Annotated in this window: 12 protein-coding genes and 2 tRNA genes; 8 read left to right on the top strand and 6 right to left on the bottom strand. The window is 60.7% G+C overall.

Going from position 1 to position 15,643, the window contains the following annotated elements:
• Positions 1 to 9 precede the first annotated feature (9 nt).
• The 5 genes from groL to PspCFBP13509_RS24485 form a co-directional block, all read right to left on the bottom strand.
• Positions 10 to 1,656: a chaperonin GroEL gene (gene groL / locus PspCFBP13509_RS24505; protein WP_137212818.1), complete on the bottom strand. Its 1,647-nt coding sequence runs from the start codon at positions 1,654 to 1,656 to the stop codon at positions 10 to 12.
• A 50-nt stretch (positions 1,657 to 1,706) separates the two neighbouring features.
• Positions 1,707 to 2,003: a co-chaperone GroES gene (locus tag PspCFBP13509_RS24500; RefSeq protein WP_003175874.1), complete on the bottom strand. Its 297-nt coding sequence runs from the start codon at positions 2,001 to 2,003 to the stop codon at positions 1,707 to 1,709.
• A gap of 247 nt (positions 2,004 to 2,250) precedes the next feature.
• Complete coding sequence (locus PspCFBP13509_RS24495; protein WP_024077215.1) at positions 2,251 to 2,727, bottom strand: FxsA family protein; 477 nt, start codon at positions 2,725 to 2,727, stop codon at positions 2,251 to 2,253.
• Positions 2,728 to 2,793: 66 nt separating this feature from the next.
• Complete coding sequence (locus tag PspCFBP13509_RS24490) at positions 2,794 to 3,525, bottom strand: HugZ family pyridoxamine 5'-phosphate oxidase (protein ID WP_137212817.1); 732 nt, start codon at positions 3,523 to 3,525, stop codon at positions 2,794 to 2,796.
• A gap of 94 nt (positions 3,526 to 3,619) precedes the next feature.
• Positions 3,620 to 4,627 carry a DUF481 domain-containing protein gene (locus PspCFBP13509_RS24485; RefSeq protein WP_074847561.1) on the bottom strand — a complete coding sequence of 336 codons (1,008 nt, stop codon included), beginning with the start codon at positions 4,625 to 4,627 and terminating at the stop codon, positions 3,620 to 3,622.
• A 144-nt stretch (positions 4,628 to 4,771) separates the two neighbouring features.
• Between PspCFBP13509_RS24485 and PspCFBP13509_RS24480 the strand changes: the two genes are divergently transcribed.
• The 4 genes from PspCFBP13509_RS24480 to PspCFBP13509_RS24465 all read left to right on the top strand — a co-directional run bounded on the left by PspCFBP13509_RS24480 (position 4,772) and on the right by PspCFBP13509_RS24465 (position 9,555).
• Positions 4,772 to 5,134: an MGMT family protein gene (locus tag PspCFBP13509_RS24480; protein ID WP_043293512.1), complete on the top strand. Its 363-nt coding sequence runs from the start codon at positions 4,772 to 4,774 to the stop codon at positions 5,132 to 5,134.
• A gap of 43 nt (positions 5,135 to 5,177) precedes the next feature.
• Positions 5,178 to 6,710 carry an AmpG family muropeptide MFS transporter gene (locus PspCFBP13509_RS24475; protein WP_065925013.1) on the top strand — a complete coding sequence of 511 codons (1,533 nt, stop codon included), beginning with the start codon at positions 5,178 to 5,180 and terminating at the stop codon, positions 6,708 to 6,710.
• 155 nt (positions 6,711 to 6,865) lie between these two features.
• Positions 6,866 to 8,581, top strand: a complete 1,716-nt coding sequence (locus tag PspCFBP13509_RS24470; protein ID WP_137212816.1) for a proline--tRNA ligase — start codon at positions 6,866 to 6,868, stop codon at positions 8,579 to 8,581.
• Between the two features lie 20 nt (positions 8,582 to 8,601).
• Positions 8,602 to 9,555: a hypothetical protein gene (locus PspCFBP13509_RS24465; RefSeq protein ID WP_065925011.1), complete on the top strand. Its 954-nt coding sequence runs from the start codon at positions 8,602 to 8,604 to the stop codon at positions 9,553 to 9,555.
• A 64-nt stretch (positions 9,556 to 9,619) separates the two neighbouring features.
• Here PspCFBP13509_RS24465 and dinB read toward each other — a convergent pair whose 3' ends face one another.
• Positions 9,620 to 10,678 (bottom strand): DNA polymerase IV, encoded by a 1,059-nt coding sequence (gene dinB, locus PspCFBP13509_RS24460; RefSeq protein WP_027605471.1) that lies wholly within the window; start codon positions 10,676 to 10,678, stop codon positions 9,620 to 9,622.
• Positions 10,679 to 10,961: 283 nt separating this feature from the next.
• Here dinB and PspCFBP13509_RS24455 point away from each other — a divergent pair.
• The 4 genes from PspCFBP13509_RS24455 to PspCFBP13509_RS24440 all read left to right on the top strand — a co-directional run bounded on the left by PspCFBP13509_RS24455 (position 10,962) and on the right by PspCFBP13509_RS24440 (position 15,570).
• Positions 10,962 to 11,038 (top strand) — tRNA-Met (locus PspCFBP13509_RS24455).
• Between the two features lie 260 nt (positions 11,039 to 11,298).
• A tRNA-Met gene (locus tag PspCFBP13509_RS24450) sits at positions 11,299 to 11,375 on the top strand.
• A gap of 266 nt (positions 11,376 to 11,641) precedes the next feature.
• Positions 11,642 to 14,284, top strand: a complete 2,643-nt coding sequence (mprF, locus tag PspCFBP13509_RS24445; RefSeq protein ID WP_065925010.1) for a bifunctional lysylphosphatidylglycerol flippase/synthetase MprF — start codon at positions 11,642 to 11,644, stop codon at positions 14,282 to 14,284.
• Positions 14,284 to 15,570 carry a virulence factor family protein gene (locus tag PspCFBP13509_RS24440; protein ID WP_065947905.1) on the top strand — a complete coding sequence of 429 codons (1,287 nt, stop codon included), beginning with the start codon at positions 14,284 to 14,286 and terminating at the stop codon, positions 15,568 to 15,570. The genes mprF and PspCFBP13509_RS24440 overlap by 1 nt, the downstream gene beginning before the upstream one ends.
• Positions 15,571 to 15,643 lie beyond the last annotated feature (73 nt).

Genomic DNA, 15,643 nt, shown 5'->3' with positions numbered 1-15,643 from the left:
AAGGCTGGCTTACATCATGCCGCCCATGCCACCCATGCCGCCCATGTCTGGCATACCGCCGCCAGCCGAGCCTTCAGCCTTTGGCTTGTCAGCGATTGCAGCTTCGGTGGTCAGGATCAGACCACCGATGGAGGCTGCGGCCTGCAGCGCGGAACGAGTCACCTTGGTAGGGTCCAGGATGCCCATTTCGATCATGTCGCCATAGACGCCAGTCGCAGCGTTGTAACCGTAGTTACCTTTGCCGTTCTTGACTTCGTTGACCACAACACTTGGCTCGTCGCCGGAGTTGGCAGCGATCTGACGCAGCGGTGCTTCAACCGCACGACGCAGCACAGCGATACCGACGTTCTGGTCAGCGTTGTCGCCGGCCAGGTTGGTCAGGGCTTCCAGGGCACGGATCAGCGCGACGCCACCGCCAGGTACCACGCCTTCTTCGACGGCTGCGCGGGTTGCGTGCAGGGCGTCTTCAACGCGGGCTTTCTTCTCTTTCATTTCAACTTCGGAACCCGCGCCAACCTTGATCACTGCAACGCCGCCGGACAGCTTGGCCAGACGCTCTTGCAGTTTTTCACGGTCGTAGTCCGAGGAGGTCTCGGCAACCTGGGCACGGATCTGAGTGATGCGCGATTGGATGTCGCCTTCAACGCCAGCACCGTCAACGATGATGGTGTTTTCCTTGGAGATGGTCACGCGCTTGGCGCTACCCAGGTTTTCCAGGGTGGCGCTTTCCAGGCTCAGGCCGATCTCTTCGGAGATAACGGTACCGCCGGTCAATACGGCGATGTCCTGCAGCATGGCCTTGCGACGGTCGCCGAAGCCCGGAGCCTTGACGGCCGCGACTTTGACGATGCCACGCATGTTGTTCACTACCAGTGTCGCCAGGGCTTCGCCTTCAACGTCTTCGGAAACGATCAGCAGTGGGCGGCCGGCTTTGGCAACGGCTTCCAGCACTGGCAGCATTTCGCGGATGTTGGAAATCTTTTTGTCGACCAGCAGGATCAGCGGGCTGTCCAGCTCGGCAACCATGGTTTCTGGTTTGTTGACAAAGTACGGGGACAGGTAGCCACGGTCGAACTGCATGCCTTCGACAACCGACAGTTCGTTTTCCAGGCCCGAGCCTTCTTCAACGGTAATCACGCCTTCTTTACCGACTTTTTCCATGGCTTCGGCAATGATGTCGCCGATGGAGCTGTCGGAGTTGGCGGAGATGGTACCTACCTGGGCGATTGCCTTGGTGTCGGCGCATGGCTTGGACAGGTTTTTCAGCTCGGCAACGATGGCGATGGTGGCCTTGTCGATGCCGCGCTTGAGGTCCATCGGGTTCATGCCGGCAGCAACGGCCTTGTAGCCTTCGTTGACGATCGCCTGAGCCAGAACGGTGGCGGTGGTAGTACCGTCGCCTGCGTCATCGTTGGCACGGGAGGCAACGTCTTTGACCAGCTGCGCGCCCATGTTTTCGAAACGGTCTTCCAGTTCGATTTCTTTGGCGACGGAAACGCCGTCCTTGGTGATGGTCGGAGCGCCGAAGCTCTTCTCGATGATCACGTTACGGCCTTTCGGGCCCAGGGTCGCTTTTACTGCGTCAGCCAGGATGTTGACACCGGTGAGCATTTTCTTACGGGCGGAATCGCCGAATTTAACTTCTTTAGCAGCCATGATCGATATTCCTTAAATACTTTGTAGTAACGGGAAAATGAGCGGGGAAATCAGTCTTCCAGAACGGCGAGAATCTCGTTCTCAGCCATAACCAGCAGGTCTTCGCCGTCGACTTTCACAGTGTTGCTGCCGGAGTAAGGGCCAAATACAACCTTGTCACCGACTTTAACGGCCAGCGCACGTACGTCACCGTTTTCCAGAGTCTTGCCTGGGCCTGCAGCGACGATCACACCGTGGTTGGCTTTTTCAGCAGCCGAACCTGGCAGAACGATACCGCCAGCGGTTTTCTTTTCTTCTTCGCTGCGACGGATTACGACGCGGTCGTGCAGAGGACGAAGCTTGCTCATTGTCGATCTCTCCTAATTGTGTTTTTCATCGGCCGGTATCGATACCGGCGGGTTGTATTCCGGCAGTGCCGGTCGCGGTTCGCTGGGCGAAACACGGAAGTCTGTCCGGTGTCGCCACCAGAAACCTTGCGGTGACCGTTACATAAGGGCGCATAAGCTTATTACAAGGGGCCGGCGATGATTTTTTTTGCGTCTGCCGGCCTATAAAAGCAACACGGCACCCGAAGGTGCCGTGCCAGTGAAGCGGTTATTTGCTGTCGCGGTGTTCGAACTCGCCTTCGATCACGTCGCCTTCTCGCCCCAACGGTTGGCGCGGAGCCGGGCCGCCACGGGGTTGCAGGTCGTCGGCGAACGCACGTTGGCGAATAGCGGCCTCTTCGGCGCGCTGGCGCATCTTGCCCGCCAGCAATTTGCGGGTGAACGGCAGCAGCATCACCAGGCCCACTACGTCGCTGATAAAGCCCGGCAGGATCAACAGGCCGCCCGCCAACGCCATCATCAGGCCTTCGAGCATGGTCTGGGCCGGCAGTTCGCCGCGGTTCAGGCTCTCACGGGCACGCAGCGCCGTGGCCAGGCCGGCGACGCGCAGCACCAGGACGCCGAGCATCGAGCCGAGAATGATCAGCAACAGGGCCGGGAAAAACCCGATCGCACCGCTGACTTGAACGAATACGAACAGCTCCAACACCGGGAACAGCAGAAAGAGCAATAAAAAAGGGCGCATCAAAAGGTTCCTCAACGCAAGAATGCCTTGCCAGTCCACCTTAGATGACGTCGCCGTTTCGTGAATTCAAGCTTCAGCGGCGGCTTTTTTCGGCCAGACCTCGGCGTGGGCCAATGAAACCAGGGCTTCGCGTACTTGTGTCGGCGTGTTGCAAGACGCCGCAAACGGCAGCCAGTGCAAAGCCTGGCCGATGCGCAGATGCAGGCCTTCGCTGTCGATGCCGGCCAATTGCGCAGGTTCGAAAGCAGGCAAGCCGGCCAACTCGACGTAATGGGCAATGGCCTTGGTGTGGTCGCTGTTCATGTGCTCGATCATGCTGCGCTCGGCCTTGCCCGCGAAGGGGTTGGCCAGGGTCAATTGGTCGATCCAGTGAATCGCGCCAAACCCGCCGATATAACGGTGACGCACCGGCTTGAGCACCCAGAAATCGAAATCGTGGGCCTGGTGGTAGTTGGCCGAATCGGGGAAGTAGCGGTAATAGCGCTCGGCCGCTGCTTCGATGGCGACCGGGTCCTCGAGTTTCTCGGCTTCGGCCAGGTAGGTCAGGCGCCCCACGGCCTGCACATCATCCGCTTCACGCTCGCCGACCAGCAGCGAACACTTGGGATCTTTTTGCAGGTTATGGGTGTGCTGGGCGATACGGCTGATCAGAATCAGCGGGCGGCCCTGCTCGTCGAGGCAATACGGCACGACCGAGCCGAACGGAAAGCCGGGCATGGCCTTGGACAGTGTGGAGAGAGCCCCACGGTATTCCTTGAGCAACAGCTCTCGGGCGTTCTTGGCAACCTGCGTGCTCAACGTATGACTCCTCGGGTATTCGGCCGCCCATAGCGTATGGGAATGGATCTCAACACAAGGTAATCAATCTACGCGCCGGTTGCCAGCGGCTCGATTACCAGGCGACGCCGAAGCCTGCGGTATAGCGGGTCTTGCTCAGGCTGCTTTCCGAATCGCCGCTGATCACGTCGCGCTCGGCCTTGAGGTTGAGCGACGCCCACTCGGTGACTTTATAGCGCAGGCCCATTTCCGCATCCAGGGAGTACTCGGCCGGGCCGTCGATAGGCTTGCCCACCTCGCCATTGGTGAAGAACTCAACGGTCTTGCCCACCAGGTAGCGGTTGTAGTTCCACTTCATGGCCAAGGAATAGAAGTTGTCCTTGCCGCCATCGGCGTACTCGTAATCGGTGCGGTTGACCAGCGAGCCGAGGGAGAACGCCCCCAGTTCGTCGTCCCAGAACTGGTAGCCCGGGCCGGTACCGACGGTACGTTGGCGCGCCAGGTCTTCAACCTTGTCGCGCTTGTAGGTCAGGCGCCCCTGCCAGAACCAGTGCTCGGTGATGAAGCGGTCCAGGTCATACTCCAGCGCCCAGTTGTCGGTGGTGGTGACGTCGTCCTGGAACTCGCGGTTGTACTCGCCCTGCCCGGTATGGCGCCATTGGCCATGGCGCGCGGTGGTCTTGAAGTCGATGTCGTAGTCATTGGTGTCTTTTTCGGCGCGCTTGTAGTCCAGCGCCATGTCGACATTGCCCTTCCACATCAGGTCTTCGATCACCGGCTTGGGCTTGATGATCTGCTGGATACTTGCCAGCTCGACGGTCTTGGGCGCCTCGCCATTGGCCAGCACCACCTTGCCATCGTCCGCCGCCTGCAGGGACTTGGCCTTCTCGCCGGTGTAGGCGTCCTGCTTGACCAGCAACTCCTGGTCGCTCTCCAGGGTTTTCACCTGCTTCCAGTCCACCGGAATGGCGCCGGCGTAGTCGGTCTGGATCAGCAGCTTGCCACCGTCGAAGACCTTGATCTTGCCGGTCAGGCGATCACCGTTTTTTAACCAGACGGTATCGGCCAGCAGGGGCGTGGAGGCACTGAAGACAGCGAGGCACAGCAGGGTTCTGGACAACATAAGCGGATGGGGAGCTCAAGGTTGGCGAAAAGGGGCGATTATCGTGTTAGATAGCTAGGACTGACTCAAGGATTTGTGTTGAGTTCAATTCTCAACAGCATACTTACAGACGTTTCTTACAAAAGACCGAAGATCCCAACGGATATGCCCACAGTCAATCAGCCTGCCGATGCCCCACAAACCCCCGCCGAAATGCGCCGCACCGCGCTGTACCTGACCCTGGCGCAAGTCCCCGCCGGTTGCGTGGTGAGCTACGGCGAACTGGCGCAACTGGCCGGGCTGGGACGCGCCGCGCGCTGGGTGGGTCGTACCTTGAGCCAACTTCCCGAGGGCACCACATTGCCCTGGCATCGCGTGCTGGGTGCCGGTGGTCGGATAAGTCTGCCGGTGGGCAGCGCCTCAGGCGACGAGCAACGGGCGCGCTTGCGTGACGAGGGCGTCACGGTGCGCAACAATCGCGTGGATATTCAGCGCCATGGCTGGCGCCCGGTAGAGCACAGCGGTTAGAGTGCGCGCTTTGTTTCCGTGAATCTGAGGCAGACTCCAGCCCATGCCCCGTAAAACCTGGCGCGCCGCGCTCGCCGCCTATGCCAGCCCCTCGACGTTAGTGCTGTTGTTGCTCGGCTTTGCCGCCGGCTTGCCTTACATGTTGGTGTTCTCGACGCTTTCGGTGTGGCTGCGTGAGGCCGGTGTGGCCCGCGAGACCATCGGCTATGCGAGCCTGATCGGTTTGGCGTACGCCTTCAAATGGGTCTGGTCGCCGCTGCTCGACCAATGGCGCCTGCCACTGCTCGGTAAACTCGGACGTCGTCGCTCCTGGCTGGTGCTTGCACAGTCGCTGGTGATCCTCGGATTGATCGGCATGGGCTTCTGCGACCCGCAGAAACACCTGTCCTGGCTGATCGCCATTGCCGTCGTGGTGGCCTTCGCTTCCGCCACCCAGGACATCGCGGTCGACGCCTATCGCCTGGAAATCGCCGACGACAGCCGCCAGGCCGCCCTGGCCGCCAGCTATATGTCCGGCTACCGCATCGCCGCCCTGCTGGCCACGGCCGGTGCGCTGTTCTTTGCCGAAGGCTTCGGCTCCACCGGCTTCAACTATAAGCACTCGGCCTGGACCGGCACCTATGTGCTGTTCGGCGTGCTGATGATCCCGGCGCTGCTGACCACGCTGTTCATGCGCGAACCGAATGTACCGCTGCGCACCCAGTTGCAGGCCGGGCGCTACAGCTTCGTGCATCAACTGGTGTCGGTGTTCGTGCTGATCGTGTTGCTGGTGTCCGTACCGGCGATGTTCACCCAGCTGTTCAACACCGACTTCGCCAGCGTGCTGTTCCAGGGCGTCAGCCTGTGGGACTTGCTGATGGACGACCGCGCGTTCCTGCGCGCCATTCTCTATATCATTCTCACCACACTGTGCCTGTCGGCCATGGGCCGACGGGGCCTGGCGCCGGTGCTCACGCCGGTCAACGACTTTATCCTGCGCTACCGCTGGCAGGCATTGCTGCTGCTGGGGCTGATCGCCACCTATCGCATGTCCGACACAGTGATGGGCGTGATGGCCAACGTGTTCTACATCGACCAGGGCTTTACCAAGGATCAGATCGCCGGGGTCAGCAAGATCTTCGGCCTGATCATGACCCTGCTCGGCGCCGGCATGGGCGGCCTGCTGATCGTGCGCTTCGGCATCCTGCCGATCCTGTTTATCGGCGGCGTGACGTCGGCGGGGACCAACCTGCTGTTCGTGATGCTCGCCGACATGGGCCCCGACCTGCAGATGCTGATCTTCACCATCTCCCTGGATAACTTCAGCTCGGGCCTGGCCACGTCGGCATTCGTGGCCTACCTGTCGAGCCTGACCAACCTCAAGTTTTCCGCCACCCAATATGCGCTGCTCAGCTCGATCATGCTGTTGTTGCCTCGCCTGATCGGCGGGTATTCGGGGGTGATGGTGGAGAAGTTCGGGTACCACAACTTCTTCCTGATCACCTGCATGCTGGGCGTGCCGACATTGCTGCTGATTGCGTTGCACTGGTATCAGGAGAATCGGCGGATTCGGTTGAATCCGCCGGTAGAGGACTGATTCTGGGGGCCCTTTAAAAGCCAGACCGCGGCGCCCCCATCGCGAGCAAGCTCTGCGCCTACAGACAGCCCTGCATTCTGATGCCTGTACGGCGGCAGTTTGCGCCCGTACAATCCCAAGTCATTTCAAGTCCAAGCAACCGACAACGGCCTACCATGCGTACCAGTCAATATTTGCTCGCCACACAGAAAGAAACGCCTTCCGATGCGGTCGTGATCAGCCACCAGCTGATGCTGCGCGCCGGCATGATCCGCAAACTGGCCTCGGGCCTGTACACCTGGCTGCCCATGGGCTTGAAGGTGATGCGCAAGGTCGAAGCCATCGTTCGCGAAGAAATGAACGCCGCCGGCTCTCTCGAAGTGTTGATGCCGAGCACCCAACCGGCCGAGCTGTGGCAGGAATCCGGGCGCTGGGAAGAGTACGGCCCTGAGTTGCTGCGCTTCAAGGACCGTCATGGCCGCGACTTCTGCGCCGGCCCGACCCATGAAGAAGTGATCACCGACCTGATGCGCAACGAGTTGAGCAGCTATAAACAGCTGCCTCTGAACCTGTATCAGATCCAGACCAAATTCCGCGATGAAATCCGTCCACGCTTCGGTTTGATGCGCGGCCGCGAATTCATCATGAAGGACGCCTATTCGTTCCACGCCGACCAGGCATCGCTGCAGGCCACCTACGACCGCATGCACCTGGCCTACTGCAATGTGTTCACGCGCCTGGGCCTGAAGTTCCGGGCGGTTGAAGCGGACAATGGCTCCATCGGCGGTGCCGGCTCCCACGAATTCCACGTGCTGGCCGAGTCCGGCGAAGACGATATCGCGTTCAGCAACGGTTCCGACTACGCGGCGAACATCGAGAAAGCCGAAGCCGTGCCACGGGAAACCTCCCGTCCAGCCCCGGCTGAAGAACTGCGCCTGGTGGATACGCCAGAGACCAAGACCATCGCGGCCCTGGTGGAGAAATTCAATCTGCCGATTGAAAAGACCATCAAGACCCTGATCGTGCACGCCGAAGAAGAAGGCAAGCTGATCGCCCTGGTGATCCGTGGCGACCACGAACTCAACGAAATCAAGGCCGCCCAGCAACCTGGCGTGGCCAGCCCGCTGGTCATGGCCAGCGATGCCGAACTGCGCGACGCCATCGGCGCCGGTGCCGGTTCCCTCGGCCCGCTGAACCTGCCGCTGCCGATCATCATCGACCGCTCGGTCGAGTTGATGAGCGACTTCGGTATCGGCGCGAACATCGACGACAAGCACTACTTCGGCGTGAACTGGGAGCGTGACCTGCCGGTGCCGACCGTGGCCGACCTGCGCAACGTCGTTGCTGGCGACCCAAGCCCGGACGGCAAGGGCACCCTGGAAATCAAGCGCGGCATCGAAGTCGGGCACATCTTCCAGCTGGGCAACAAGTACAGCAAGGCGATGAAGTGCGAAGTGCTGGGCGAGAACGGCAAGCCGATTACCCTCGACATGGGCTGCTACGGCATTGGCGTTTCCCGCGTGGTTGCCGCTGCCATCGAGCAGAACAACGACGAGAAAGGCATTATCTGGAGTGACGCCCTCGCGCCTTTCCAGGTGGCCCTGGTACCACTGCGTTACGAAACCGAGCAAGTACGCGAAGCCACCGACAAACTGTATGCCGAACTGACGGCCGCTGGTTTTGAAGTGCTGCTGGATGACCGCGACAAGAAAACCAGCCCGGGCATCAAGTTCGCCGACATGGAGCTGATTGGCATCCCGCACCGGATCGTGGTCAGTGACCGCGGCCTGGCCGATGGCAATCTGGAATACAAGAGCCGGACCGAAGCCGAAGCCCAACCCTTGCCGGTGGCTGACGTGCTGTCTTTCCTCCAGGCGCGTATTCGTCGCTGAAAACCAGATCAAGAGACGTCATGTTCAAGCGAAACACCAGAGCCCTGGGGGGCGCCGCCTTGTGCGGCGCCCTGCTGGTCAGCGGCTGCGCCAATCAGATGTCGCAACGCAGTGAGCACGAGGAGCGGGTCGAGCGTAAGTTGCTCGACCACAGCCTGCAGATCGATGTAGGCGAACCCAAAGTGCTGGAACTGCCGCAACGCCGGGTTCGCATTCACGAGCAAAAGACCTTTGAGGTCACCGAATTCGAAGTTACCCGTCGTTACGATCGCTACACGCCTTACCAGCCCTGGCGCAAACTCTATGAGATGCCCCTGGGTGCAGTGGCTTTGGTCGCGGGTGCGGGCGCCAACGTGGCGAACATCTTCGCCCTCGGCAACCTGCCGACCAGCATGACCCACGACTGGCTGACCTACGGCGTGGACGGTCTCAACCCGTTCATGAACGTGCAATCCCATGGGCGCGCGCAACAGAACCTGGCGGGTATCGATGAAGTCCAGCGCGACAAACGCGTGGAATATTCGAGCCTGCCCTGGAGCGAGCGCCCGGTCCAGGTCACCGCCGGCAAACAGACCCATGAGCTGACCACCGACCGCAACGGCGTGCTGCGCCTGAACCTGTTGGACAGCCCGTTTGCCGAGCAGGACCTGAACCGCGTCACGACCTTGAAGATCAGCGTGGAAGATGGCCAGGACGACGTGCACTCGGACTCGACCCTGGCGATCAGCAGCACCCTGCGCGGCAAGTTGCTGGAAGCCCACGGCCTGATCTACGACGACCTGGAAGACGATGAAGTCAGCCAGTGGGTGCACCGGGTCAAGCGCCTGTCGGAGCTGGGCCTGGAGGAAGAAGCCAGCGAACTGGAACAAAGCCTGATCGAACTGACCCGCAATGATCCCGAGTTGCAGCAGGAATTCCTGCAGGCGTTGACCAAGGATGCGGGGCGGTTGGTGGCGGATCCCGGAGCACGCTGAGGCTTCGAAAACGCTGCAGATCCAAATGTGGGGGCTTGCTTCCTCCCACATTTTTTCCCGGTTTCTACCAAGAGAACTCTAACTGTTCGTTCCCGCCACTCAGGTCCAGCAACCGCACCCCAATCCCCAACAACCGCACCGGTTTCCCACCGCGATTGAACGCCTGGGTCATCAACTGTTGATAACTCTCCAGATCCCGCGCCGCGCCCGCCTGCTCCAACGTCGTCTGGGTAAAGTCATGAAACTTCACCTTAACGAACGGCTTGCCCGCCTTGTAGCTGCTGTCGATACGCGCCATGCGCCCTGCCAGGGTCTCCATCAGTTCGGGCAGTTTCGCCAGGCAGCTTGAGAGATCCGGCAGGTCCACATCGTAGGTATTTTCCACACTGATGGACTGCCGCCGGCTGTCGTTCTGCACCACACGTTCATCTATCCCACGGGCCAGGCTCCACAAGCGCTCGCCAAAGCTGCCGAACTCACGTACCAGCGCCAGCTTGTTCCATTCGCGCAATTGCAGGCAGTCTTCGATGCCCAGGCGCGCCAGCTTGTCTGCCGTCACCTTGCCCACGCCGTGCAACTTGCTTACCCGCAGTTGGGAGACAAAGTCCTCGACCTGATCCGGGGTGATGACAAACAGGCCGTTGGGCTTTTTCCAATCGCTGGCGATCTTGGCCAAGAACTTGTTCGGCGCCACGCCGGCGGACACGGTGATGTGCAATTGGTTGGAGACCCGGCGCCGAATGTCCTGGGCGATGCGCGTGGCGCTGCCGCCAAAGTGCGGGCTATCGGAGACATCCAGGTAGGCCTCGTCCAGCGACAGGGGCTCGATCAAGTCGGTGTAGTCGCGAAAGATCGTCTGGATTTCCTTCGACGCCTCCTTATAGGCATCCATGCGCGGCTTGACGATGGTCAGGTCCGGGCAGAGCTTCAGGGCATGTCGCGACGACATGGCGGAACGCACCCCATACGCCCGCGCTTCGTAGTTGCATGTAGCGATCACGCCCCTTCGATCTGCCGACCCACCTACTGCCAGGGGCTTTTGCGCCAGGCTCGGGTCATCGCGCATCTCAATGGCGGCGTAGAAGCAATCACAGTCAACGTGGATGATTTTGCGCTGCGTCATAAGTAGAAAGGCGGGTTTAATCCAACGGGTGGCCAGTATCGCATCCACCCCTGTATATAGCACCAGTAGTTTGAATCTTCCGATTGAGTGGTAGGAAATTTCCTAGATGAATTTATTTTCTCAATCGAAATTAGCCTTCCAATAGAGCTGAAACCCTTGGCCCTACTGGCCCGCACGCCTCAAATGGCCCCGCATGGAGACCTAACCGATTGAACCACAAGCGCTTTTCTTCGATTCACAGGTTGACACACTCGTGATCCTCTGTAGAATGCCGACACACAGACGCGGGATGGAGCAGTCTGGTAGCTCGTCGGGCTCATAACCCGAAGGTCGTCGGTTCAAATCCGGCTCCCGCAACCAAACATCAAAAAAGGCTACTCGAAAGAGTGGCCTTTTTTGTTGTGGCTGTCCCGTCCTGGGCTGCGAAGCAGCCCCACACAAGATAGTGTGCACTTCACCACGGACTGCTCCGCAGCCCGGCGCGGGGCAAGCCCGCTCACTACAAAAAGCGTTTTCAATCGCGAACTTAGGTTACATGTCAGCTATTTCACACTTATTTGACCCATCGGCTCATTAACGGTTGACACCTCGCCATCTGGCTGTAGAATGCCGCCCACAGACGCGGGATGGAGCAGTCTGGTAGCTCGTCGGGCTCATAACCCGAAGGTCGTCGGTTCAAATCCGGCTCCCGCAACCAAACATCAAAAAAGGCTACTCGAAAGAGTGGCCTTTTTTGTATCCGATGAAAAAGTTCTTCTGAAACAATGGCATGGCATCTTTCATGAAACCGTACACGGTTTGTAGAGTCCATCTCATTGCACGCTATGCTTACGCCTCTACGACCAATGGCCGCAGTCGCCGCCCCCGGTGATCCGCGTTAATATTTGTAATTATTTTGTCCATAGGGATTGGTAACTTGGCTGGATACCTCCATCCTGTCGCGCACAATCCACGAGGTGATTGATGCGCGCCAACTCGTCTGAACCACAAGACACCGTCACAGCAGAACAACCTATCGCCCCCACCCGCTTGCGCTGGCTGGATCTGTTGAGCAAATACCGGCAACCCATCGGGCTGGCCGTGACCTTGTTGCTGTTCGCAATCGCCCTGATCGCCTGTCGGCACCTGCTATTGGAGCTGGACCTCTACGCTCTCCACGACTCGATCCTGGAAGTCCCCAAACCCGCATTGCTCGGTGCGTTCGCCGCCGCCGTCGCCGGGTTTGTCATTCTGCTGGGCTATGAGTTTTCCGGCGCACGCTATGCCGGGGTGAACCTGCCGGCCAAGACCTTGGCCCTTGGCGGCTTTACTGCCTTTGCGATCGGCAATGCCATTGGCCTGTCGATGCTCTCGGGCGGTTCGGTACGCTACCGTTTATATGCACGCCATGGCATCGGGGCTTCGGAAGTCGCCCACATGACCGTGTTCGCCAGCCTGGCACTGGGCTGCGCCCTGCCCCCGCTGGCTGCATTGGCCACGCTGAGCAACTTGCCGGCAGCGTCGACCTACCTGCATTTGCCACAAACGGTGCTCGGCGGCGTTGCCGGCGCAGTGCTGTTGCTGTCGGCCATGTTGTGCATCGGCATCTATCGCCGCCGCCTGCCGGAACAACCCTACCCGGACAACCTGCTGGTAAAAGCCGGGCGTCGGACCCTGCGTCTGCCCGGTCGCCGCCTGACATTCCTGCAACTGATCATCACCGCACTGGACGTTGCCGCTGCCGCCACCGTCCTTTATATGCTGCTGCCGGAAGCACCGCCTTTCGGCCCGTTCCTGCTCGTGTACCTGCTGGCGCTGGCCGCTGGTGTGCTCAGCCATGTGCCAGGGGGCGTGGGCGTATTTGAAGCCATCCTGCTCGCCGCATTCGCCGACAAGCTCGGTGCCGCGCCATTGGCTGCCGCCCTGCTGCTGTACCGCATGATCTACGTGGTCCTGCCGCTGCTGATCGCCTGCGTATTCCTGCTGGTCAACGAAGCGCAGCGCCTGTTCCAGACTCAGCAAAGCCTGCGGGTAGCCTCGGGTTTGGCGGCGCCGGTGCTGGCCGTACTGGTTTTTTTGTCCGGCGTGGTCCTGCTGTTTTCCGGCGCCACGCCAGAAATCGACTCACGCCTGGAAAACATCGGCTTCCTGATCCCCCACCGCCTGATTGACGCCTCGCACTTCGGTGCCAGCCTGATCGGCGTGCTGTGCCTGTTGCTGGCCCAGGGCCTGCGTCGACGCCTGTCGGCTGCGTGGATGCTGACCATGGTGCTGCTGCTGGTGGGCGCCCTGCTCTCGCTGCTCAAGGGGTTCGATTGGGAAGAAGCCAGCCTGATGACCATGACGGCGATACTGCTGGCGATCTTCCGCCGCTCGTTCTATCGCGCCAGCCGCCTGACCGAGCTGCCTTTCTCACCGCTGTATCTGGTGGCCAGCGTCTGTGTGCTGGGGGCTTCTATCTGGCTGCTGCTGTTCGCGTATCAAGATGTACCGTACAGCCATCAACTGTGGTGGCAGTTCACCCTCGATGCCAATGCCCCGCGCGGCCTGCGCTCGCTGCTGGGCGCCGCCGTGCTGCTGGTCATCGTCTCGCTGACCTGGCTGCTGCGCACCGCACGCCCGGTGATCCACCTGCCGACACCCGAGGAACTGGAACGCGCCAGCAAGATCCTGATGGCATCGTCGCAACCCGACGGCGGCCTGGCGCTGACCGGCGACAAGGCGCTGCTGTTCCACCCGAATGACGAAGCGTTCCTGATGTATGCCCGTCGCGGCCGCAGCCTGGTGGCCTTGTATGACCCGATCGGTCCGACCCAGCCCCGTGCCGAAATGATCTGGCAGTTCCGCGACCTGTGCGACATCCATCATGCGCGCCCGGTGTTCTATCAGGTACGCGCCGAGAACCTGCCCTATTACATGGACATCGGCCTCACCGCGATCAAGCTGGGCGAGGAAGCCCGCGTCGACCTGAAACGCTTTGACCTGGAAGCCAAGGGCAAAGAGATGAAGGACCTGCGCTACACCTGGAACCGTGGCACCCGGGACGGCCTGTCCCTGGAGATCTTTGAACCCGGCACGGCACCGATGGATGAATTAAAAGTCATCTCGGACGCCTGGCTTACCGGTAAAAATGTGCGGGAAAAAGGCTTTTCCCTCGGACGCTTCAGCGACGACTACCTCAAGCACTTTCGTATCGCGATCATTCGCTTCGAAGGCCGCCCGGTGGCCTTCGCCAACCTGCTCGAGACCTACAACCACGACCTGGCCAGTCTCGACCTGATGCGCGCCCACCCGGATGCGCCCAAGTTGACCATGGAATTCATGATGGTCGGCCTGATTCAACACTATAAGAGTCACGGCTACGCCCGCTTCAGCCTCGGCATGGTGCCATTGTCGGGCCTGCAACCGCGACGCGGCGCGCCACTGACCCAGCGCCTGGGCTCGATGGTGTTCCGTCGCGGCGAGCAACTGTATAACTTCCAAGGCTTGCGCCGCTTCAAAGACAAGTTCCAGCCTGACTGGGAACCCCGTTACATGGCCGTGCCCGCAGGACTTGACCCGCTGGTGGCACTGGCCGATACCGCCGCCCTGATCGCGGGCGGCTTGACTGGATTGGTGAAACGCTGATGATTCGACGCTCCTGGCGGTATGTATTGGCCTTTGTAGTGCTGCTCGCCCTGGTCCTGGGTGGCGGCTTTTGGTTCTGGAACCGCCCTGCCCCGCAGCCGACCCTGGAGCAACTGCCCCAGGCCGACGGCTCGGTGATGACCCGCGTGACCCCGGCCGGCACCCCGAAAGCCCGCGTCGCGGTGGCGGTGATGGCTGACGAAACACTGACCGATAGCCAGTTGATTACCCTGAGCCAGGGCGGCAAGGCGCAGATCGTCCAGGTGATCCTGCCAAAGGATGACTGCAAGCTCCAGGAACAAGCGCTGCAAAGCGCCCTGGGCCAGCTCAAGGGCCCCGCGACCCTGGTCAGCGGCATCGGCCCTGGCGCCGCCCTCGCCTGGCGCTGGCTGGCCACTCAGAGCGACGACAAGGCCAACGCCATCTCCGTCGGCTTCGCGTTGGTGCAGGAAGGGTGCAAGGACCCACTGCCGAAAACCGCCGCACACGGTAATTGGCTGGTGGCCTGGAACGACAACCCTGACGATGAAAGCGCCAGTTTCGTACGTGACACCCCGCGCGCCACTACCAGTATCAGCGACTACGACATTCACTATCCGCAAGTGCTGAACAACGAACTGCGCAAGCAACTGGTGGGTTCGGACAACGGCGGCCTGGCGATTCCCGTGGTGGAAGTGCCGGCTGGCCAGGCCAAGGACACCGTGACGTTGTTCCTTTCCGGTGATGGCGGCTGGCGTGACCTCGACCGCGACGTGGCCGGCGAAATGGCCAAGATCGGTTACCCGGTGGTCGGCATCGACACCCTGCGCTACTACTGGCAGCACAAGACCCCGGAACAAAGCGCCAAGGACCTCACCGAGCTGATGCAGCACTACCGGCAGAAGTGGGGCACCAAGCGCTTTGTACTGACCGGTTACTCGTTCGGTGCCGACGTACTGCCGGCGATCTACAACCGCCTGCCGGAAAACGAACAACAGCGTGTGGACGTCATCATCCTGCTGGCCTTCGCCCGCACCGGCAGCTTTGAAATCGAAGTGGAAGGCTGGCTGGGCAACGCCGGCAAAGAAGCCGCGACCGGCCCGGAAATGGCCAAGCTGCCGGCTGACAAGGTGGTGTGCATCTACGGTGCCGAGGAAGTCGACGAGAGTGGCTGCACCGACAAGACCGCCGTGGGCGAGGCGGTGAAACTGCCGGGCGGGCATCACTTCGATGAGAACTATCCGGCACTGGCCAAGCGGTTGGTGGATATCATCGTCAAACACCAGGCCAAGGACAAAGCCGAGTAATCTCAGGCTGTAGGCGATAAAAAATGTGGGAGGGGGCTTGCCCCCGATGACGGTGGGTCAGCTAGAGGTAAGC

Source organism: Pseudomonas sp. CFBP13509, from assembly GCF_005233485.1.
Classification (GTDB): domain Bacteria; phylum Pseudomonadota; class Gammaproteobacteria; order Pseudomonadales; family Pseudomonadaceae; genus Aquipseudomonas; species Aquipseudomonas marginalis.
This window is presented reverse-complemented; position numbering and strand designations above follow the sequence as displayed.